The organism is Paenibacillus amylolyticus (assembly GCF_001570725.1).
Classification (GTDB): Bacteria; Bacillota; Bacilli; order Paenibacillales; family Paenibacillaceae; genus Paenibacillus; species Paenibacillus amylolyticus_A.
In genome coordinates this window covers 150,742-173,586 of the sequence record NZ_BCNV01000001.1, presented here as the reverse complement: position 1 = coordinate 173,586, position 22,845 = coordinate 150,742, and the positions used below count along the sequence as shown (strand labels likewise).

Genomic DNA, 22,845 nt, shown 5'->3' with positions numbered 1-22,845 from the left:
GCATAAAAATGATTTTCAGGAAAAAGAGAACGTATCCACGACCTCATACATTGGCGATTGCCCAAGCCTTGTTACATAAAGTACAACGTCCTCTACCATCCATGAATTAGCACCTGTGGAATGTTCCGGAAGCACTCCGGATACCCCTTTATTCTCATTACCTGGAAGCTGCCCCAGAAACTTTCTGGCGATTGTAATGTGCGGAGCAAATGGTCTTAATTCAGCTTCATACCCAAGGGTTGAAGTAGCCTTCACGATCTCTTTTTGTAATGTAAGCAATGGATTCACCTCTCCGCTAACACCTTTCCAGAGCACTTTAGGGGCTTCTTCAAGCCCAAATGTGCCCCAGCCCGATAGCTGAAGTTCGAAAGCCTGGAATCCGGCTGCTGCTGAGCGTAATGCTTTTCGCAGATGTCCAATGTCACTAACGAAGGTGTCCCCCAGAAATTGCAAGGTTATATGAAAATCTCTATGATCTGTCCATTTACGAAAATCAAGCTTGTTCTGTACAAGCCTCGCATCCATCTGAAGAGACTGCTGAACAGCTACAGGAAGACGAATCGCTACAAACAATCTTTCCCGCCGGGATGCATGATCCTGATATGATTGGTTATTCATTGCATACACCTCTCTAAAGTTCGCTCTATTATTTCATAACTATACATATTGTTTCAAGTTGGGTAAGTATAGAGTGACACAAAGATCAGATTTTGCAAATAAGGCTAGATTCCTGCATTTTCCACCGTAATGCACATCCAACATCAAATCTGATACACTTCAATTATCAAACTCATCAAACTATATATCTCAGGAGGACCACACATTATGGGTAAAATTGTATGTTTTCCATCTCTATCCGAAGAACAGCAACAACGCATTCAGAATGCTGCGCCGGGATACACCCTGAAATTTGGAAAAGCCAAGGAATTGGACCCCGCTGAGTTGAAAGAGGCTGAGATTATTTTCGGCTGGTCACCACTCGTCACTGAACATGCTCTGAAACAGGACAGCCTGCTGAAGTGGGTCCAGGTCTGGTCCGCAGGTGTGGACAGTCTCCCCTTCGCCGATTTGCAACAAAAGAATGTTCAGGTCACCAGTGCAAATGGAGTCCATGCGATTCCAATCACCGAAATCATTCTGGGCATGATGTTATCCCACAGTCGCTGGCTGAGACAAGCCATGTTGCATCAACAACAGTCCGAATGGAAAGCTCCTGCCAAGCCTTTGCCGGAACTGCATGGCAAAACAGCGGTCATCGTTGGTGTGGGTGAGATCGGAACCGAAACAGCCCGCGTCCTCAAAGCACTCGGCATGCGCACAATCGGAGTTCGCCGCTCAGGTAAGGATGTCCCCAATGTGGATCAAATGTACGACATGACCGGTTTACATGAAGCCTTGAGCCAGGGCGATTATGTAATTAACATTTTACCGCTAACTGATGAAACCAAACATATATATGATCAAACTGCATTTGAGCAGTTCCGATCCGGTGCCTGCTTCGTCAATGTGGGCCGTGGCCCCAGTGTGAAAACAGAAGCCTTGCTGAATGCACTCCAAAACGGCAAGGTTGCCTTCGCCGCACTGGACGTGTTCGAAGAAGAACCCCTTCCGGCAGACCACCCGCTGTGGGGCATGAATAACGTGTTAATTACGCCTCATATCGCAGGAAGTACAGAGCAATACGCAGATCGGGCAGTCGATATTTTCGTCAAAAATTTGGAAGCTTATGTCGCTGGCGACACCCTGCCGGTGAACCTTGTGGATTATAGTCATAAATATTAACACAAACACCCGTTCCCATGCAATATTGTGCAAATCAGATCAACGATATACATTGAACTAAAAAGATTTAGACTTACAACTCCGATGACAGAACAACCTTCCGATCACTGTTATTCCCAGATTTTTTGATTCACTTTTATAAAAGTGAAAATCTGTGAATAAAGGCGAAGAGTATGCTTCCGATGCAGCTTCCTTACAGAAATTTTTAGCTCTGCTTCTTCAGTTTTTTCTGTCCTCTCGTTCTCGTCTAAACAGTTAGTTCAATGGATATTGTAAGCAATAAAAAAACTCTACCTCTGGAAATTTCCTCAGAGGTAGAGTTTTTGTTTTTTTGTGCTTACATACACAGCCAAATATGACGTATAAACGTGCCTTTGTTTACTGTTCGATACTCTTTTACCGTCCAACCCGCTTCCAACAAGTGCTCTTCTACCCACTCTGTGGAAACAATCACTGCCCGTTTTGCCAATCTGCGCAAGCTCTCCAACATGGCTCGTTGCTCAGCATCCGGAAGTACAGAGCAGAGATTATAGGGCATGTCCAGAATTGCTGCATCATACAAACCTTCCAGTTCATTCATGTCTCCCAGTGTGATTCGATCCGAATCATATCCATAATGCGGCAGATTGATACGTGCACCTCGGACAGCCAGAGGATTCAGATCGTTACCTTTAGCATCAATTCCCATGGATAAAGCTTCAATTACAACTGTTCCCATGCCACAGCAGGGATCAAGCAACCGGTGATTTTCCACCTTCGGAATAGCAATATTAACCAGCGCTCTGGCAAGCGTGATGCCAAATCCAGTGGAGTAGTTTTGCGGCTTCTGTCTATGAATTTGCCAAGATCGATCCGCTTCTGTCCACTGGCCCAAGATCCATTTTTCTCCTGTTCGGATTAGGCCGAAAGTCACCTTAGGTTGCTTCATCTGCGCTTTGCCTTTAATGCACATGCCGACTTCTTTTTCCAGTTGACGGGACTGTGCATAATCAGGTGCATGATCGCCTTCTTTCAGACAAACTACCTTAAATGTATCTCCTGGCAACAACTGGATATTTTTAGCAAGAGGTAGCAGATCCGTCACAGTGTTCCCTTCACCGATCACGTCCAGTCTGCCATGGATAAAGGGGCTACGTCCAGGTGGAATACATCGTTCAGACCGCACATACAAGCCCCCATCTAAGCGGATATCCGAACTCGGTTCGAGCAATGTGTTCAGCTCCAGCATGCACAATTCGCGCTCGTTCTCATGACAAGCAAAGGTATAGAGGTATTTCCCAGAAACAGGGTGAACACCATGTGATTCATCAGGCAAAGTTATCCTCTCCTTCCTTCAAAACTCATGTTTTCTTCTATATAAATACTAGCCTATTAAAGACATAGCGAATATCGGCTGTTACGTTAGCTTCAGGTAGTCATTGTATACAATGTCAGGCTCCTAGACAACTATCATTTCCTTGCACGTATCTAATAGTTAGAAAAAAATAAGGCATTCCCATTATTCGGGAACACCTTATTTTATTTGAGATTAGAACTATAGAAATGGATTCGTTTTTGTCAGCTTACGTTACAGGAAACAGGCTCAAAATCGTGCTGAATTTCCACCAATCGTCGCCTGTATGAGTCCAGTTTCTTCTATTAAAAGAAGAAGGTTATATTTTTAATTTTTCAATGGATGTAAGCAGATCTTCAGACAATTCTTTCAGACTTTGAATATTGCCGCTAATCGTTTCCATGGAACTAACCTGCTCTTCTGCCGATGCCGAAACTTCCTCCACACTGGCTGCCGATTGTTCCGAAACAGCGGAAATCTGCTGACTGAAATCATTCATGCGTCCGCTTGCTTCCTGCATGCCTGCGAGACCATCCGTCATGGTGCCGATAACACCAACCATTCCTTCCACCGATTCATTAATTGTACGGAACAGTTGACCCGAAGCAAGTACATGTTCCTGACCCAGTTCGGTCTCCTGAACGCCCGTGCGCAATTCTGCAACTACCCCTTGTGAATCCTGTTGAATATCCTCGGTAATCGCCGTAATCTCTTCCACTGAAGTCTGCACAGCCTCAGATAACTTCCGTACTTCTGATGCCACTACGGCGAATCCGCGTCCACTCTCTCCCGCACGCGCTGCCTCAATGGAGGCATTCAATGCCAGCAGGTTGGTTTGGCGTGCAATGTCGTGAATGACCTGAACCAGCTTGGAAATATCTTCATTTTTACGATTTAACCGTTCCATCTTGCTCATGGAAGCCGAGACCGAACCGGAAATCTGTTGCATCTGCTGCACCGACTGTTCCATCGCCTTGCGACCATTCAGCCCTTGCTCCAGTACACGATCGGACATGGCGCGCAGCTGGCTGCCTTGTTCCGTATGCTTCTGGATGTGATCATTCAAAGCTTCAACCGTACGTGCGGATTCCACGGCCGTCTCTGCCTGGCTTTCCGCCGCCTTGGCTGACTCTTCCATTGTCACAGCAATTTGCTGACTACCAATCTTAACCTCTTCCGAAGAGATTGCCAGTTCACCGCTCTGTCGATTGACAGCTTCCGCAATTCGTCTGACGCTCAGCACCATGGAAGTCAGGTTACCTTTCATGTCATTCACCGCTTTGGCCAGAACACCGACTTCATCCTCATGTTTGGTATGTATATCCTGAACATTCAATTGGCCTTCTGCAATCAGTTTCACCGCACTAATGACACGTAGCAGCGGTTTTACGACCTGTGAACGAATAATCGGAATACTGATCGCTGTAATAACAATCATGATGAGAACTCCAAAAATGATGAACAATCTGCCATCCTGCACAGATCTGATCGTTTGAGCGGCAGCAAGATTGGACTGTTCCTGATTGTATTCCACAAGATAATCCAGATCGACTTGCATCGCGTCAAAGGAATCAGCACCTTTTTCCGATACTTCCTTCGCCAGCTGTGTCTGCCCCTCATCACTCAGCTTGATCGATTGCGTATTAATCTTGAGATATGCTTCCCATTTATTCTTAAACGCAGTCCAGTGTTCGAGTTCATCCGGAGACTTCTCCTGCTGATCATAGATTTTAATCGCCTGCGTCGTTTCACGAATATACTTGGTACGCTCTTCTGACAAGAATGCCTTGTCCGATTCATCCGCGTCAAAGTGACGATAACTTAGTGACAGGACATGCTCTGTGGTATAGTTTAACCGGTTAATTTGCTGGATTGATGGCATCCAATTGTTCGTAATTTCGTTGGTGTTGGATTCAATAGAATTCATCCGGGTGACAATCGTGACACTCAAAACAATTAAACAGAGGATTAACAAGTAGAACGCGATGCTGATACGCAGACCGATACTCTTGATCTTGAATCTGCTGAACATATGATTTCCCCCTTGACCTCTTCGGCCATCCCGAATTCAGGTGTTTTGTCATTGTTTTTCCCTTCTTTTGACCTCTTGTCAAAAGCACTTATCTATATTATATCGATAGGAAAATAGACGTAAAGTATTATAACATTATTTTGTTAGAGAGATGCTTTATTTTGTAAAAGATTGTTGAATTTTAACAACGTCCAAAAAAAAGCTGCAGCATACGGCAATTTCCCGATCTGCAGCTCTTCAGTTTGTTCGGATTCATGCTTCAGCCAACAATCGGTAAGAATCCAATCTTCGCTCGTAATCGGGCCCAGCCGTAACCAGCAGCATACGCTCCGTATCCAGTCTACGGCTCACTTGTTGTAATTGACTCCATACCTGCTCAGGTGTACCTGCGTAGTGTCGAACCGCTTCGTTATGGTCATCAACGCCTGTATCATTCGTGTTCGAGGCCGAGACCGTATCGGAATTCTGCTCAGGTGAACGTTCTTTTCCATCCGCCCTGCGTCTCTCCGCCATGTCACGACTCCAAGCCAAAGCATCCGTCTCTGACTCGGCACACAATACACTAACAGCCACCATAACCTCCGGCTCCTTCATGGCTGCACTGGGTATGAACCCTTCACGGTACCGCTTTACAGCCTCTGTACCATCGGTATCACTCATGAATTGACCAAAGACATATCCCATGCCAAACTGTGCAGCAAACTCTGCGCTCTTCACATTTGTCCCCAGCATCCAGAGCGATAAAGGAACCTTTGGAATCGGACGAGCTGTCACGGGATGATCCTCGTACATGTAGCGGTCTTCAAGCAGTTCCGTCAGTGCTGTGAGCGATTCAGGCAGCTTGGACACATGTTGCAAGTAATTGCCACTGAGTGCCATCGTCGCATGAGGTCCACCGCCAGGAGCACGTCCGAGCCCCAGCTCAACACGCCCCGGGTAGAGCGCAGCAAGCAGACGGAACGACTCCGCCACCTTGAGCGGGCTGTAATGCGGCAACAGGACCGCACCGGAGCCAAGTTGAATCGTTGTTGTCCTTGCTCCGATGTGGGACAGAAGCACTTCGGGAGAAGCTGATGCGAGTTCAGCCATATCGTGATGCTCTGACGTCCAGTATCGGGCGTATCCCCACGCCTCAGCATGTTGCGCAAGTGTCACCGATTGTTGAAGCGCCTGTTCCGCTGTGGCATCATTTAACCTTGGAACAAGGTCAAGTACGCCCAGACTGAACGTCTCACTCATTCTCGTAGCCAAGCGTCTCATCTCCCTTTATCTTGGTTAACTCTAATCCAGATCGTAGATGGAACCCACCTTCAGACCGTAGAGTTCATTGTATATTTTCTCGGCAAATGCATCCGTCATTCCTGCAATATAATCGATCACCATGTGTTCCCAAGTCCAGATCGGCTGGGCTTTGGCTTGATCCTTCTCATACCGTTGCAGCCAGTCAGATGGAATAATGGATTTGGACGTTTCCGGATCAAGGAATGCATCCCATAACCGCTTAATCATCCATTCACTACGCTTCTGCAACCGCTGGACACGCAGATCACGAATCATGGTCACCCAGGCAAAGCTCTTGAGCACACTCACCGTACGCAGCATGTCGAGGTCTTCAGCCCCTTCACGGACAAAGGTTACCTTCTTCCAGTCACCGTCGTCAATAACGCCCAGACTGCCTACAAAAAAGCTCACCCAGTAGGCTTTCACCTCACGGCGGGTACGTGAGTAATCATGCTCGCAGAACGGCATCTTCTCATTCCAGATGCGCAGGAACGAAGCGAGGACATCTTCTACCTTTTGCCCAATGGCTTCTCGAGTCCACCCGTTCCAGAACAGATCCTCCAGCGTCGTAATCTTATCCACAATCAATCGATTCACATGCGGATCTTGCAGGAAATGCTCATGTACTTCAATTTTGCCTGCTTTGATGCCATCCTCCAGGTCATGCGAGGAGTACGCGATATCGTCGCAAAGGTCCATCAGCTGTGCTTCCAACGTCTTCTTGCCTGCCGGCACGTTCCAGCGATCACGGATCTCACGAATATATTGCCACTCATGATGATACATGCCTTTCTTGCTCTCCGTGCCAGGGTACGGATATTTGTTAATTCCCAGCAATACTGCATCAGACAGGTTCAGCCCGTCGATATCTTCACGTTTCTCCAAGTGCATAATGAGACGGAAGTTGTGCGCATTGCCTTCAAAATGCTCGTATTTTCGCTTAAGCTCTGCACGCACCTCGGACTCCACCTTGGGAACTTTGGCGCCGCGGCTTTTCTTCATAATTTTCTTAGCCTCGGTATTGATCAGGTCATCGAGAATGCCGTCCAATACTTCTTCACCTTTATGTCCAAAAGGCGGATGACCGAAGTCATGTGCGATTGCAGCGCACTCCACCACTTCTGAATCAATAATAAGGCCGGGGTTGTCCGCGCGGTCCCAGTCCACCTCGGGAAAACGGCGAATTAGACTTCGGGCAGCCTCTCGCGCAATCTGTGCCACCTCCAGGGAATGGGTCAAGCGAGTACGATAATAATCACCCGTTCCTGCGCCAAACACCTGCGATTTTCCCTGTAACCGACGGAAGGTCGGTGAATGAATGAGTCTGGAATAGTCCCGTTCGTACGCCGCACGAGATCCATCTAATTTGGTTAATTCGGGATATTGTCTATGTTCTCTCAGATCGTTCCATTGCATGGGGATCACTCCTAGCCGACTGTCTCTATTTTGAGTGATTATACACAACATCTGTGGTTTCGAAAAGTAAAACCTGTCTGTGATTGTCATCTCTTCTTACATCATCTTGTGATGAACAGTCATCTTCTCTTATTATACCCTGCCAGACTATCATCCGTGCATCTAAATGATAATGATTCATATTGAACTCACACTATCGTGACTTATGACAAAAAAAGTGCCTTATACAGCTTACGTGGCCGTTCCGGTTACGGATCGTTCTTATGATCGCTGTTATTCCCAAATTTCTTTGATTCCCTTTAAATAGGGAGAAATTCGGGAATAAAGGCGAACGCTTCGCTTCTTCAGAATCGATTCCGTCCCCTTCACTACTTTGCTGTTTGATTCACTCCCAATTTAGATGACATCATATTCCCTATAAAGGAGGAATTCTTCAAAACTTTGAAAGAATAAAAATCCCATTACAATGTTCATCCACCACTACAATGATAGTCTGCCTCCCCCGCTCCCACCCCGTTGTGGGTAAAAACAAAAAAACCGACAGGACGGAAACGCCCTGTCGGGATGGAGATGGTGAATTCAATGGAACATTCCATTACTTTTGATTAAGCGCACCGTTATTACATCACTGCGATTGCGTAAGTTTACACCATAACCTTGCAGATATCGTTGGTGAACTCTACTGGATCTTGAATTGGCAGTCCCTCGATCAGCAATGCTTGATGATACAGCAGGCTTGTGTAGAGGTTCAGTTTTTCCTGATCCTGCGCGAAAGCATCTTGCAGTGATTTGAAGACATCGTGATTCACGTTGATTTCCAGCACTTTGTCAGCCTGTACGTTTTCACTGTTCGGCATAGCTTTCAGGATTTTCTCCATTTCAATCGTCAGCTCACCTTCGGTGGACAAACATACCGGGTGGCTTCTGAGACGCTTGGAAGCTTTAACCGCTTTGACTTTACCGGCCAATTGAGCTTGCATCGCTTCAAACAACTCTTTGTTGTCATTGTCCTGAGCGTCCGTTTCTTCTTTGTCCGCGCTATCTTCGATACCCAGGTCACCACTGGAGATGGATTTGAATTCTTTCTCCTTGTAGTTCGTGATCATCTTGATTGCGAACTCGTCGATGTCATCGGTAAAGTACAATACTTCGTACCCTTTTTCAAGAACACCTTCGATCTGTGGCAGCTTCTCAATACGGCTAATGGACTCACCGGATGCATAGTAGATGTACTTCTGATCTTCCGGCATTCTGGAGACGTATTCGTCCAGGCTCACGAGTTTGCTCTCTTTGGAAGACGTGAACAACAGCAGATCCTGCAAGGTATCCTTGTTCACACCATAGTCGCTGTATACGCCATATTTCAATTGACGGCCAAACGCTTGGTAGAACTTCTCGTAGTTCTCACGCTCATCCTTCAGCAGGCTTTGCAGTTGACTCTTGATTTTGTTCTTAATGTTCTTCGCGATCAGGCTAAGCTGACGGTCATGTTGCAACATCTCACGGGAGATGTTCAGGGAAAGATCTTCGGAATCCACCATACCTTTGACAAATCCGAAGTAGTCTGGCAACAGATCTCCGCATTTATCCATGATCAATACACCGTTGGAGTAGAGTTCAAGGCCTTTTTCATACTCTTTGGTATAGTAGTCAAACGGCGTGTTCTCTGGGATGAACAGGATCGCATTGTATACTACTGCGCCATCTGCGCTGATGTGCAGGTGTTTGAGCGGTTTGTCAAAACCGTAGCGTTTTTCCATATAGAAGTTCGTATAGTCTTCTTCGGTCAGTTCGCTTTTATTTTTACGCCAGATCGGCACCATGCTGTTCACGGTTTGTTCTTCTTGGTATTCCTCAAACTCATTCTCCGTGCCCTCTTTTGGACGTTGACCCGTTACATCCATCTTGATCGGGTAGCGAATGAAGTCGGAGTATTTCTTGATGATGGATCTCAGGCGGTACTCTTCCAAAAATTCGTCATACGAATCTTCTTCGGTATTTTCTTTGATCGTCAGGACGATCTCTGTACCTACAGAATCCTTCTCAGCTGGTGTAATGGTGTAACCATCCGCGCCTTCGGACTCCCATTTCCAAGCCTCGTCGCTGCCCAGCGTTTTACTTGTTACTGTCAGCTTGTCCGCCACCATGAATGCCGAGTAGAAACCAACCCCGAATTGTCCGATGATGTTATGGCCGTCTTTAGCTTCATTTTCCTTCTTGAACGCCAGGGAACCACTCTTCGCGATAACCCCCAGATTGTTCTCCAATTCTTCCTGCGTCATCCCGATTCCGGTATCCGTCAGTGTGAGCGTGCGGTTTTCTTTGTCGATCGTGAGCTTGATGAAGTAGTCCTCTTTGTTGAAAACGAGCGCATCGTCCGTAAGTGCTCTGTAATAAATTTTATCAATGGCGTCACTGGAGTTGGAGATCAATTCTCTCAAAAAGATTTCTCTTTGGGTGTAAATGGAGTTGATCATCATATCCAGCAAACGTTTGGATTCTGCCTGGAATTCTTTTTTAGCCATGAGTGGTTGGACTCCTTTCAAATTGGATATCGAATGATTGGATTGAAAATAGAAAGTAAATCCTGAGTTTTTCATGCAAAACGCTACAATGCTAGAAAACATTCAAATCGCTTGTTCCGCTAATTATGGGATTCCCTTCTCAAACTCAGCACTTCAGTTATTGTCGTTCTCTAATGGCCGTTCCGGTTACGGATCGTTCTTTTGATCGCTGTTATTCCCAAATTTCTTTGATTCCCTAGAAAATAGGTAGAAATTCGGGAATAAGGGCGAACGCTTCGCTTCTACAGAATCGATTCCGTCCCCTTCACTACCGAGGTGTTCCGACAAATAACTTAATGATGCTGAGACATTTTTAAATGGGAAACTCCATGAGCAGAAGATACATTTCGATTTCAGAAAAACTTTTCTAGCCACTTCACGCGCATGTCATATCCCAAGGTGAACTTTATCTATTATCAAAAACAGAATCATTCCATATGTAGTCGTGTAGTAAAAACATCATCTGTTAGCACTCTAATGATCGGAGTGCTAAACCCTTCCTTTTATATAACATATGGGAAAATTGGGTGTCAATACGAAGGCGGTTATTTTAACAAAAAGATCGAATAACCTTTTCGTTTTGGAACATGTCTCCATATTTAACGTAATCACGCTAGTAAAACAAAAGCCGACTCGAACCAAAGTTCGAACCGGCATGGGAAAGACATTTACGGTTAGAGTTAGAGTTAGCGTTAGAAACTACTACTTTTTCGCCATTTTCGGATCAAGGGTATCGCGCAGGCCATCGCCCATTAGGTTGAAGCCGAGAACGGTCAACATGATGGAAACGCCGGGGAAGATTAGTGTCCACGGTGCTTTTTGTATAAACTGACGGGAGTCCGACAGCATTTTACCCCATTCCGGGTCGGGTGGTTGCGCGCCCATGCCCAGAAATCCAAGTGCAGCGGCCTCGATGATCGCCGTCCCAATTCCGAGTGTACCCTGCACAATCAGCGGAGTGAGGCTGTTGGGCAAGATATGACGAAACAAGATTCGCCCGTTACCAACTCCTAGTGTCCGTGCCGACGTAATGAATTCCTCCTGTCTCAAGCTGAGTACCCGAGAACGCACCAATCTTCCGTAGGTCGGGATGTTCACGATGGCGATGGCGAGCAGTGCATTTTGCAACGACGGGCCCAATATCGCTACAATCGCGATGGCCAGCAATATCCCCGGAAAGGCAAGCAAGATATCAAATAAACGCGAGATGAGCATGTCCGCCCATTTTCCATAAAATCCGGCAATCAGACCAAGCAACGTACCCGCAATAATGGAACCAATGACGGAGAAGAAGCCCACCCACAGTGAAATACGCGCTCCATGCAGCACTCGGGAAAATACATCACGCCCCAGATCATCGGTACCAAACCAATGCTCTGCCGAAGGGGCCTGAAGCCGATCCACCAGCACCTGTTCCTTATAATCGTAAGGTGCAATGTATGGCGCGAGGAAGGCCAACAGGATAAAAAATACGATAATGATCAAGCCTGCAAGCGCAAGCCGATTTTTCCGGAACGTTCTCCACGCTTCCCGCCACGGACCGGCTGTGCTCGCTGTTGCAGCATCAATGGATGGTCCGGTATTGGTCGATAATTTGGCCATACGGCGTCTCCTTTCCTGGATATGATTGAATGATGAATTCCCTATTTATAACTAATTCGAGGATCAAACACGGCATAGAGTAAGTCCACAATTAGATTGATCACCACGAAAAAGAACGCTACGATCAGAATGCCACTCTGGATCACCGGATAGTCCCGCGAACTAATCGCTTCATATATATAGCGTCCCACGCCCGGCCAGGCAAAGATCGTTTCGGTCAACACCGCACCCCCGAGCAACGATCCGGTCTGGATACCGATAACCGTAAGCACGGGAATAAACGCATTTTTGAGCGCATGTCCATATACGACAAAAAACGGACCCAGTCCCTTCGCCTTCGCTGTACGAATGTAATCGGAACTCATCACTTCCAGCATGCTGGAGCGGGTCATCCGGGCAATAACGGCCATCGGAATCGTACCCAGTGCAACACTTGGCAGAATCAAATGTTTCGTTACGGTCCACAACTGATTCCATTGTCCGGCAATCATCGTATCCAGCACATACAAGCCCGTAATGGCTTCCACCGGATCACGTGCGTTCATGCGCCCAATGGATGGTAGCCACTGCAACTTGTTCGCGAACAACCATTGTTCCATCAAACCGAGCCAAAAGATTGGCATGGATACCCCCACCAAAGCAATGACCATACAGCAATAATCAAACCAAGAGTTATGCTTCCATGCACTGACAATACCGGCATTCACCCCAATAATGACAGCAAACAACATACTGGCCATCGTTAATTCAAGGGTTGCTGTCAGATAAGGCACAATTTCCTGGGCAATAGGCACCTTGGTGCGGATTGATGTTCCCAGATCACCTTTGAGCAAATCACCCAAGTAGGCGAAATATTGCTGGAACCAGGGTTTATCCAGTCCGAGCTGGTCACGAAGGGCCTGCTTGGATTGTTCGGTTGCCTTTTGCCCAAGTATGGTCTCAGCCGGGTCACCCGGAATGGCGTGGATGATGGAAAAGACGATCAAAGTCATGCCCAGCAGCACGGGCAGCAACACAAGCACACGTTTGACAATATAGCTATTCAATCCTGTTCACCTGCCTTCGACATATCGTGCAAAAATAAAAAGCGCCGGCAGACGCGCATGCTTTGGATAGTTACGTCCGGATGTGGGTTCTGCCAAGCATTGCGTCTCACCAGCGCTTTGTAAGAAAGAATAATTAATGCGTTAGGTTCATATTCAGATACAGATAGGGATAGAGATAGAAATTCAGTTTACCTCTGCATTATTCAAAGTAAGCACCTGCATAAGATTCGCTGCCCAGCGGGGATGGTACGAAACCTTTCAGGTTCGATTTACCCGCCAAAATTGGCGTAGTGTGCACGAGCGGAATCCACGGTGCGTCTTCCTTAATAATCACCTGCGCTTGTTTATACAGTTCGGCACGTTTCTCCTGATCTGTTTCTTTCTGCGCATCCGTCAGCAGCACATGCAACTCTTCGTTGACATAGAAGCTACGGTTGTTGCCAGGAATGGCGTCTTTGTCCAGCAACGTATAGAGGAAATTATCCGGGTCCCCGTTGTCACCCGTCCAGCCGAGCATGTAGATATCGTCTTTTTCCCCGGCTTTGGCATCATCCAGATACGTCGCCCATTCTGGGGATTCAATGTTCGTGGTCACACCAATTTTTTCAAAATCAGCTTGGATTGCTTCCGCCACCTTCTTGCCATCAGGCATGTACGGACGGGATACCGGCATCGCATAGAAAGTTACCGGTTCAGGCAATCCATCAGGGAAGCCAGCCTCGGCCAGTAAAGCTTTTGCTTTTTCCAGATCATATGGGTAATCCTCAATGGTATCGTTGTACCCCCACAGCGTTGGCGGCATCGGGTTAACAGCAGGCTCAGCTTGTCCCGCAAAGAACGCATCGATAAGGGCCTGCTTGTTCACCGCATGATTGAGGGCTTGTCTGACTTTGACATTATCAAAAGGTTTCTTCTTGAAGTTAAAGCCGATATACGCCACATTGAACGGTGGACGCTCGATCTTCTGCAACTCGCTGTTGCCTTCAAGGATGGACAGATCGTCCGGGTTCAGGTCTTCCATGACATCAATCTCGCCGTTTTGCAGGGCATTGAAGCGAGCCGTGTTATCCGGAATCGAACGCACGATCACTTTGTTCAGCTTCGGCAGTCCTTCTTTCCAATAATCCGCGTTTTTCTCCAGGGTAATGGAGTCGTTACGCTTCCACTCTTTGAATACAAATGGGCCGGTGCCCACAGGCTCGCTCTTAAAGTTTTCTTTTTTCTCCTGAATCGCGGTTGGGCTGGCAATGCCAAATGGTGTCATCGCAATATTTTGCAGGAAAGGCGCTTGTGGCTGGTTCAATGTGAACTCCACCGTAGTCTCGTCCGTCGCTGTCACTTCCTTGATCACACGTCCGTCCTCTGGACCAAACATGGAATCGTAATAGTCGAAGGAATCTCCTTCGAATTTATATTCACTCGCCGGATCGCCCCAGCGGTTGAAGTTGAACACAACAGCCTCAGCGTTGAAGTCAGTTCCATCATGGAATTTCACTCCGGACTTCAGCTTAAATACATACTTGAGCCCATCCGCCGAAATCTCCCAGCTCTCTGCTAGTCCAGGAACGACCTCTGTTCCGCCTTCCTTATAGTCCAGCAACGAATCAAACACCTGATGCCCAATCTTGAGTGACTCCCCATCTGTTACAATCGCCGGGTCGAGTGCAACGGAATCCCCACCACGTCCCATAATCATCGTATCCTGCGCTACCGTTTCAGTTGGAGGGTCAGTTCCTTCCGCCGGAGCAGGCGTAGCCTCTCCACTCTCGTTACTGGAGCAACCGGACAACACCAATACGGTACTCAAGGCCATCGTTAGAACACCGGACATCCATTTTTTTCTCATTCGCATACGTACAACACCCTTCCCTGTCTCATAATGTGTGTGATGCTGGCATGAAAGATCTCCAATGTTGGCAATCGGTTTGGTGCTATGTATCATATAAAAGGCATTAGGTGCCTGCGATACCTGAATTAAAGTTCTGGGAAAAGTAAGGCATGTATATGAAATGTAAAAAACAGCATGGGATGCGTATGGAATACAGGTAAATATCATATCGTGCACATAGATTGAGGACGTTGTTTGATTACTTTTATAGAAAAAGGAACCGTTCAACTATGTATCTTCTGAGATGGATCTATGGAGGTGTTGCGTTTTATTTAAACTTAGGTCAATAAGCAACAGCGAGTGGGTACGGACTGGAAAGAGCAAATTTAAGTTGGTAGATGGAAATTACGGATGACAGAAACTCAACATAGGCTAGGTTGTTTGATGAATCGTGTAAGTTGTTTAATACGGTGGCTTACTCTTGCAGATTGGATGTGTAAAACGTATGAGCGAGTCATCTTGAGATGTTGGATTGTACAACGGGAGACATTACAATAACTTCGTATGTTATGGTTTTGTCATGATGAGGAGGATTATGTAAATAAACCGTAGTGAAAAACAATTTCGTGTAACTTACTTTACATCACATTAATCAATTAGACAAGAGATTTACAGACATAAGTCTTCAACTTTATTATATGCGTTAATATTACTTACACAAAACACAAAAAAGGAACACGGTTCGACAAAAAGCGTCTCGTGTCCCTTCTTCATTCCATCCACATTGAGATAAGATCATCTTGTCATTTGCTAAGAATCAGCTCACTTTTTAAACAATCCTCTGCGATGCATCACGGTAATAAAACGGTAAAAATCATAACTCGCCCCATTATCGATGCTGAACAATGGATTTTTGGTGTCATAGGCAAGTGCTGCATCCACAGCTGCTTTCGCCCATACTGGAACTTCCATTTGCTGACGCGCCTGCATTTTATCAACCTGGGATTTGAGCGCATCAAACGCTGCTTTCTCTTCGGCTGTCATCGGTTCGCCCCCTTTCGGTGGTACGGTTGGTGGATTCGGATTGGTCGGTTCCGTTGGCTCCGGTGGTTTCGGAGTGGCAGCTGCGTATCTTGCTCTGAGCTGTGCCGCTGTGCCCTCGAATTCATTCATATCCACGTTGCCGCTAATGCCATTCACCTTGCCTGAATCCGTATACTGCCAGAACGTCCAACGCTTCCATGCCGGCTGGTCATCCGGTACACGGGTGTTGCTGTAACGCGCGATCCACAGATCGTATGAACTGAGTGATGTGTCAAAATTCCCGGCAAATGAATTGCCCGTGTATATGATCGGTTTTACACCTGTGAGGCGTTGTAGTTCGGTTAAAAAAGCTTTGGCAACTGTATTCATCTGCGCTTTGCTCAGGTTGCCAGGGTTGTTTTCGTAGTCCATGACGGGTGGCAGTTGTAGCGCTTTGGCGCCTCCCACTTTGTTAAGTGTATTGGCATAATGAGCCGCTTCTGCCTTGGCACCATCGGTCGATGTCGCACGGAAGAAATGGTACGTACCCACCAGCATGCCTGCCGCCAGTGCGCCTGTTACATTTTTCTGATAATTCGGATCGGTATATGTCTGTCCCTCGGTCGCCTTGATGAATACAAATGTCATGCCACTCGCCTTCACCTTCGCCCAGTCAATATTGCCCTGGTATCGGGAGATGTCAATGCCCTGTGTGTTGCCCGAACTTCTCGTTTGCATATTTTTCACACCCTTTATGCGGCAAATTGCCGTTTGTATCAGCATTTTACATCATTTCGATTCAAGCGTTCCCGGGTACAAGTATAGACAGACTAAAGCATTCTGATCTATACATTGCTGGTTGGATGTCACTCTCTGGATTGATGCAAAATGCTCCTATAGTTAATGCGTTTGGATCAAGGGTTGCTTGTGTGCGTGTCCCTGATGTGTTGGAGATTACCAATTCATTGAATAGTAAAATAACTATGTATCTGTTAGACTACTTCTGTTAGATGATAAAGATTGTCTAATATCAGATTGTAAAAACTATTCATTGGAGGAAAGTGTCATTGAAAAAGCTATTAACTGCCGTACTTAGTATAACCGTTTTACTATCTGCGACTTCAGCTGTTGTCATTCAGCCAAGCGTTGAGGCTGCCACCACAAAGAAAGAAAGTACATACCAAGAGAAAATGGCCTATTACAAAAAACAGATCAAAAAAATCAAAGGGCAAATTGAAACGTTGCGGGATAAAAGGGAGTATCTCGAAACTTCTTCAGCAGCCTATAGAGCTAGTCTAATGAAGGAAGACTCTTATCTGGAGCAGTTGATTTATTACAATAAACTTATTGTTAAACTAAATAAATAGTTAGTAAGAAGATTATACAGACTACGAGTATCGGAAAATATTAAAGCACCCGGATCGGGTGCTTTTCTCATTCCAACTTTACTTCTATCCATCTATCTTTATCTACATTACTAGAGTGATACCTTACTAAACAGATTAATCATTTTTCTCAGCAGTTGAACTGCCATGCTCCGTTTTTTCTACTGGCTTCGTATCTCCATGAGGGCCATCAATCTCCTTCTCGCTGTCTTCTGGCGGGGGACTAAAAGGTAAATGATTTGAAATGGCACCCTCTCCCGCCTTCCCCTTGAGCACTTCAATTGCCTGTCGGATCACTGGCGGGATTGGAGCGCCCAACTTGCCCCCGTTTTCGATAATGGACAACAACTCATTAGCGATATAAAAAAAGGCGACCGCATCCCTGAACAAGTGTCCGTCTCCCAGAACACCGTCCACCAGATGAGCCACCGATACCATTGCAAATATAAATACTTTTCGCGCGATGCCGAACATGCCGATGTTGCTTTCTAACTTGCCAGTCATCCCCGCCGCCGCGATGCCGGTTAGGTAATCGAGGATGACGAATACGAGTAGTACGCCGAGCACGCCTGACCAGCCACCGAAGAAGTAGGTTGCTGAGCTGCTCATGAGCGCAATCCCCCATTTCCATAGGGTGTCCCATCGTTCCATGATTTCACCTCATTCATAGGGATATCCAGTTATATCAATAAACTCCTCTTTAGTAAGGATTCCATACTTGACAGCATCATTCATTTCAAACTCATCTATCCAACTATTCTTCCAAGCCATTTCAAACAATTGAAAATTAGACATACCACCACACCTCACCCATTGATAATTTATAGAGATTTTAATATTATTTCTAGCTTAGAATCATTCCAATCGTTTTTTCTCAGTAATCATCAAAGTAATTAGCTTTTTTACAATAGGTTCTGTTGCTTCTAAAATATGCTGTCTTAGTATAAAATCAAGTCGTTTAGTCTCCATGTTATGCAAATTGTTTTCTTCTTCCTCTTGCATTTTAGCTAATTCTAATTCTATTCTTAAAGAAGATAGTTCAACATCCTCTCCTAAAAGACGCTCGCCTTGTAAATCCTCACGTAAAAAAATTACAGCTGGTAATCCGCTAATAGGATAAATATCTTTTACCTCATCGTATTCTTCACACTGTATTAGTTCCATCGTAGAACCTAATTTTTCTTTTGTGTGTTCTATCATTTCGAGTGATCTTGGGTTATGTTTAGAGTAAATATATATCATTCTCATGATTCAAACTCCCCTCCTAATTTCTTAACAACAATGGTTCCCGCCAAGCCATTACCTCCTGCTTGAGTAACATAGTTACTTCCTGCAGTAGCAACCCCTGCACCACCAATTCCACCATTTACCAATAACGATCCAGTCAACTTATAATTTTTATTATAAAAGAAGGTAAGTACTCCTCCCCCTGCACCTCCGCCACCAGTTCCTCCAGATGATGCATATACTCCTTCTCCATTACCTGCTCCTGCAACTCCACCGTTTCCTCCACTGGCATTAATTTGTGATGTAATTGTCAGATCTCCTGCACAGACTATCCCGAAGTAGCCACCTGCATAGCCACCATCTCCACCACTATAACCTTCCCTTGTATCTGAGGCTCCGCCTCCTCCTCCACCTCCGCCTCCGTAACAGTTTCCACCTTTTCCACCACGATATGTTGAGTATTTTTCCCAGGAAGTAAAGCCTATAGATTGACCACCACCACCTGCTCCTCCCCAAGCATAACTCTCTATGTTTCCATCTGAATAACCACCCAAGCCACCACCAGCGTCAGGACTAATCATTTTAACATTCCTTTGTAAAGCACTTCTAAAAGGAGGCCAAGAGCCATTTGATCCGGCGTATCCACTTCCCCCAACGCCTCCTTCTCCAAAACCTCCACCAAACAGTCTTCCACCTGGAGAACCTACCAATAACCTCCCACCTCCGGCTCCTCCGGCTCCACCACGAAGCATGGTGTCACCGTAGTTAGTCATGAGTGGCCAAATCACTGGAACTCCAGACTCAAAACCTTTAATAATGCTCATGTTCCCTCGTATAACAACGTCACCTTTTGAGAAAATGACCAACCCTCTAATTGGTCTATATCGTATTGTTGCACCAGTTTCGAGAGTAAATGATGTACATTCAATAGCTTCAAATCCCCCAGAAGCATAGAAACTACTACCATTTTCATAGGTAATCTGAATTTCCTGAATTTCTCCTGTTACTACACTTCCATTACTTGAGCCTTGATAAACGAATGCTTTAATGTATCTTGCACCGGCTGGAAGATTAGACAAGCTCAAGGAATTTATAGTCCAATTCGTATTATTTGACGATAAGCTTGTTAACCCACTCCAGGTATAATTATCATCTGACCACAACAATTGAATAACGAAGCTGCTATTTGAGGTAGTTGCACTCACAAATCTATAAGTAAAAGAGATGTTTGTAACTCTTCTTAAAATTGGAAAACCACCACCAAGGTCGATCGTAAATGCATGTTTTTTGTTACTATCATCTTGATAAGTTGTAGAAGGAATGTTCTCAAATCTTGTAGATGTTGAAGTTAATCCATCTATCATATAGCTATGGTTATTTCCAACTTCTCCGGGTATTATAGCTGGCCCTTTATTGGGCCACGTGGAATTTAATACTAGTTCTCCATGCTTCCCATCACCAAATTTACCAGCCTCAACTGTAGGTATAGAAGAAATCCCCCGGTTCAACTCAGCATATGTCGGTACTCCAGACAGTTTCAAAACTGTACCGCCCTTGTCAGTAATGGCTGTTTCCAAAACTGCCTTACCATCACTGACAGATTGAAAAAGCACATCATAGTCTGTTTGTGTAGACATTCTAACCAAGGTTGGTGTAAATTCTGTATCCTTTACTGTAGGGATTGGTCCGGTTTCAAAGGTATACACGCCAACCTGACCTAATCTAAAAATGATACCTCTAGCACCCAAGTTAGAGTGAGTTTGTTTGTAGTAGTACTTATTGTTTGTTGGGTGGATATAACAGTTATGTCCCATCAGGAAAAAGCCTGATGTACCAGCCGAGATACTTCCCCACGAATTAACTGTAAGTGGACCTGAAATATCACCGCCCGTACGCGGAAGACTCGCATTTTTCGCATTTGTTTCAGCTGCTGTAGCTGCATCCCTAACCGCCTTCTCCGTAGCAGCCAAGTCTTCACGGGTGCCATCAACTGCGTTGGACAGTTGGACGATACCCTTATCTGTTAAGGATGCATCATTAATAATGATTTCTCCGAGTTTCTGATCGGTGTATACTTTTACCTCTTCGATATCATCCCTTGTAGGTACTTTTTTCCATGGACCCCATCCGACATAGTAGTTCCTTTGAAAAACTTGCAGGTTACTCGGTTCAAAGGTTGTTAAAGTCTGGACCACACCAGCATGTTTTTCTATCGTCAAATGAAAGGCTACTCCTACTGGGGAATTAGCTAAAGTTCCTACTGTCGCATTCGTTGGGCAATAATATTCCCCTTCTGTAATATAGCTATTAAGATCAGATTCCGCAGGTATAAGGATGGATTCACGTGTCGCCACTCCTGCATCAATCTTTTCAAAAATCCCGTTAATACTCTCCCGGGTCACATTCTCGTTCCCCAAGGGAAGAGGCAATTTCAGTCGATCTGTTTCTTTTGGCATTACGCCCACACCTCCAGTTCATTCCACGTCAAGGACGCGGCATCGAGTTCGTCCCATGTCATCTGTTTGTCGTCCAGATCATCCCAGACCAGATAACGATATCTATATTCCACGGCCATGTGGGCCGGTTTCAATTCTTCAATCGCACGTTTGAGATCATCGATATTGGGCGGGATGCCCATCGTATCCACAAAGCTCACCGTAAAACTCCACGCTTCCGGCTGAAATGTTACATCCACCTTGCCCCCGGCATACGCCTCAGCCACATTCGCAACCTGTCTCCCCGAAAACTTCCCGGCACCACGCAGCTTCGATTCCACGACCGCACGCCGCTGCTCTACGGGTTTGAGACGATCCGTCTCAATGCCAAGCTCCTGCTCCCAGAAATCCAGCCCCCACGTCGCTGTACGGACAAAAAACTGCTCCAACGTCTCATCCAACGCCTGAAACAGCAGATCCATTTCACTGCCTTTGGCCTGCATATCGGCCTGCATCACTCTTGAAGTCTCATAATACCTTGGCAAATACGAGAACAGCTCCCGCCCTTTCTCACTCGTCAGTCCAACATCTACAATAGAAGGAGCACTCATGCCCTGTCCCCTCCCTTCCTTTCACATCAACAGGGAGCGTTTCGCTCACCATATCCAACCCAGATCGGCGTATTTCTCCCAATCTTCCTTGGTCTCCGCACTCCAAAACTACTTCCTCGTCCACCATCTGCCCAATGTTACTCATGAACATCCACCGTCCCCAACACGGCCACCTGGTTCGCGGTCATCTCAATATTCTGGTCGCTTACACCATTCACGGTAAGCTCCGAATAGTCGATAATCGGCGGAATGTCCAGTAGAATCGCGGCGATGCGAGTGTAACGAACGAGTGGATCGGCAAAAGCCAACTGTTTCAGATACGCGGTCACCCCGCGTTCGATTAATGCCCGTACATCGGCCAATGTCGCATCACTAGCAAGAGTCAGCTTCACCTGAATATTCATCGACACTTCCACGGCTGGCATCACGGACACCACTGGCCCCGCCGGTGCAACGCCTTCACCCTGTCCATCCTGCGTGGGGTCAACGTACTTCTGTACCGCCGCCACCAGATCGATGCCCGCAGCGCGTTTGTCCGTGTCCAGCAGATACAATCCCACCGTGCCCGGACCCTGCCATAACGGAATGACACGCGTTGCACCAACACCTGGTACTTCACTGGCCCATTGCACATATTGCGATTTGTTGCCGCTGGTTCCTTGGTTGCGGACTTTGGCATAAAAGCGTTCCAACAATGCCGTGTCTGCCTCAATATCTGCCCCGCCTTTGATCACCTCAACGTTCGTGACAGAAGTCACGCCACTTACAGGTGTAGACAGCACAGTTACCGTGCCCACAGGCACATTGCTATCTTTTCCGGCAACAAGCGCTCGCACGCCTACCATCCCGGAACCATCCGCATCCAGTTCCAAACGTCCCACCGTCTCATATTCGAGCGAAGCTTCAGCAGACACTTCATCCGCGAGCGTAGCCACGACCGTTCCCGCAGGCACCACTTTCCCCGGCATACCCATGAACCTCACTGCACCTTGTGCCGCCACTGCAGCTCGCCGTGTGATGCCGTGCTCTCCTGCCCGTAGATCCAGCTCTTCCGAACGAAAATTCGGATCACTGCTCGCAGCCGTACTTGCAAACCCCCGCCGCAATAATTCCTGCGCCCACAAAGCTGCCTCAGACAGCATAAACGCAACCGGAGCCTCCGCATCCCACAAGAACGAACCCTCCGACTTATCCAGATCCGCGGGCAGACGATCCAGCATACGCTGCATAATCTGTTCCTCCGTCTGGTCCTCCAAATAACGCGGAATCTCAGCCATCCC

General features: G+C 46.5%; 18 protein-coding genes. 2 read left to right on the top strand and 16 right to left on the bottom strand.

Features of this window, described 5'->3' with window-relative positions; translation table 11 throughout:
* Positions 1-15: 15 nt before the first annotated feature.
* Positions 16-618 carry an RNA 2',3'-cyclic phosphodiesterase gene (gene thpR, locus PAHA3_RS00715; protein ID WP_062833029.1) on the bottom strand — a complete coding sequence of 201 codons (603 nt, stop codon included), beginning with the start codon at positions 616-618 and terminating at the stop codon, positions 16-18.
* A gap of 207 nt (positions 619-825) precedes the next feature.
* Between thpR and PAHA3_RS00710 the strand changes: the two genes are divergently transcribed.
* Positions 826-1,782 carry a D-2-hydroxyacid dehydrogenase gene (locus PAHA3_RS00710; protein WP_062833028.1) on the top strand — a complete coding sequence of 319 codons (957 nt, stop codon included), beginning with the start codon at positions 826-828 and terminating at the stop codon, positions 1,780-1,782.
* Positions 1,783-2,119: 337 nt separating this feature from the next.
* Here PAHA3_RS00710 and PAHA3_RS00705 read toward each other — a convergent pair whose 3' ends face one another.
* The 9 genes from PAHA3_RS00705 to PAHA3_RS00665 form a co-directional block, all read right to left on the bottom strand.
* The gene (locus tag PAHA3_RS00705) at positions 2,120-3,010 is read right to left on the bottom strand and encodes a TRM11 family SAM-dependent methyltransferase (protein ID WP_371327922.1); all 891 of its coding nucleotides are present in this window, start codon (positions 3,008-3,010) and stop codon (positions 2,120-2,122) included.
* Between the two features lie 424 nt (positions 3,011-3,434).
* On the bottom strand, positions 3,435-5,147 hold the full coding sequence (locus PAHA3_RS00700) for a methyl-accepting chemotaxis protein (RefSeq protein ID WP_062833026.1): 1,713 nt from the start codon (positions 5,145-5,147) through the stop codon (positions 3,435-3,437).
* A gap of 252 nt (positions 5,148-5,399) precedes the next feature.
* Complete coding sequence (locus tag PAHA3_RS00695; RefSeq protein WP_371327890.1) at positions 5,400-6,407, bottom strand: MsnO8 family LLM class oxidoreductase; 1,008 nt, start codon at positions 6,405-6,407, stop codon at positions 5,400-5,402.
* A gap of 21 nt (positions 6,408-6,428) precedes the next feature.
* Complete coding sequence (locus PAHA3_RS00690; RefSeq protein WP_062833025.1) at positions 6,429-7,844, bottom strand: deoxyguanosinetriphosphate triphosphohydrolase family protein; 1,416 nt, start codon at positions 7,842-7,844, stop codon at positions 6,429-6,431.
* A 644-nt stretch (positions 7,845-8,488) separates the two neighbouring features.
* Positions 8,489-10,369 carry a molecular chaperone HtpG gene (htpG, locus tag PAHA3_RS00685; RefSeq protein ID WP_062833024.1) on the bottom strand — a complete coding sequence of 627 codons (1,881 nt, stop codon included), beginning with the start codon at positions 10,367-10,369 and terminating at the stop codon, positions 8,489-8,491.
* Positions 10,370-11,110: 741 nt separating this feature from the next.
* Entirely contained in the window at positions 11,111-12,010 is a 900-nt protein-coding gene (nikC, locus tag PAHA3_RS00680) for a nickel transporter permease (protein WP_062833023.1), read from the bottom strand.
* Positions 12,011-12,051: 41 nt separating this feature from the next.
* A complete protein-coding gene (locus tag PAHA3_RS00675; RefSeq protein ID WP_017690144.1) occupies positions 12,052-13,056 on the bottom strand; it encodes an ABC transporter permease in 1,005 nt (334 codons plus the stop codon).
* A 199-nt stretch (positions 13,057-13,255) separates the two neighbouring features.
* Entirely contained in the window at positions 13,256-14,902 is a 1,647-nt protein-coding gene (locus PAHA3_RS00670) for an ABC transporter substrate-binding protein (RefSeq protein ID WP_062835915.1), read from the bottom strand.
* Positions 14,903-15,706: 804 nt separating this feature from the next.
* Positions 15,707-16,645, bottom strand: coding sequence for a glycoside hydrolase family 25 protein (locus PAHA3_RS00665; RefSeq protein WP_062833022.1), 939 nt, complete (start codon positions 16,643-16,645; stop codon positions 15,707-15,709).
* 329 nt (positions 16,646-16,974) lie between these two features.
* Here PAHA3_RS00665 and PAHA3_RS00660 point away from each other — a divergent pair, with 329 nt between their 5' ends.
* A complete protein-coding gene (locus PAHA3_RS00660) occupies positions 16,975-17,274 on the top strand; it encodes a hypothetical protein (RefSeq protein WP_062833021.1) in 300 nt (99 codons plus the stop codon).
* A gap of 135 nt (positions 17,275-17,409) precedes the next feature.
* Here the strand turns inward: PAHA3_RS00660 and PAHA3_RS00655 are convergent, their stop codons facing one another.
* The 6 genes from PAHA3_RS00655 to PAHA3_RS00635 all read right to left on the bottom strand — a co-directional run bounded on the left by PAHA3_RS00655 (position 17,410) and on the right by PAHA3_RS00635 (position 22,842).
* Entirely contained in the window at positions 17,410-17,943 is a 534-nt protein-coding gene (locus PAHA3_RS00655) for a phage holin family protein (RefSeq protein ID WP_235599344.1), read from the bottom strand.
* 9 nt (positions 17,944-17,952) lie between these two features.
* Positions 17,953-18,087: an XkdX family protein gene (locus PAHA3_RS30095; protein WP_153028158.1), complete on the bottom strand. Its 135-nt coding sequence runs from the start codon at positions 18,085-18,087 to the stop codon at positions 17,953-17,955.
* A 60-nt stretch (positions 18,088-18,147) separates the two neighbouring features.
* On the bottom strand, positions 18,148-18,540 hold the full coding sequence (locus tag PAHA3_RS00650) for a hypothetical protein (RefSeq protein WP_062833020.1): 393 nt from the start codon (positions 18,538-18,540) through the stop codon (positions 18,148-18,150).
* The gene (locus PAHA3_RS31055) at positions 18,537-20,975 is read right to left on the bottom strand and encodes a tail fiber protein (protein WP_062833019.1); all 2,439 of its coding nucleotides are present in this window, start codon (positions 20,973-20,975) and stop codon (positions 18,537-18,539) included. Before PAHA3_RS31055 ends, PAHA3_RS00650 begins: the two co-directional genes overlap by 4 nt.
* Positions 20,975-21,565 (bottom strand): YmfQ family protein, encoded by a 591-nt coding sequence (locus tag PAHA3_RS00640; RefSeq protein WP_062833018.1) that lies wholly within the window; start codon positions 21,563-21,565, stop codon positions 20,975-20,977. The genes PAHA3_RS31055 and PAHA3_RS00640 overlap by 1 nt, the downstream gene beginning before the upstream one ends.
* A 137-nt stretch (positions 21,566-21,702) precedes the next feature.
* Complete coding sequence (locus PAHA3_RS00635) at positions 21,703-22,842, bottom strand: baseplate J/gp47 family protein (protein ID WP_062833017.1); 1,140 nt, start codon at positions 22,840-22,842, stop codon at positions 21,703-21,705.
* Positions 22,843-22,845: the final 3 nt, after the last annotated feature.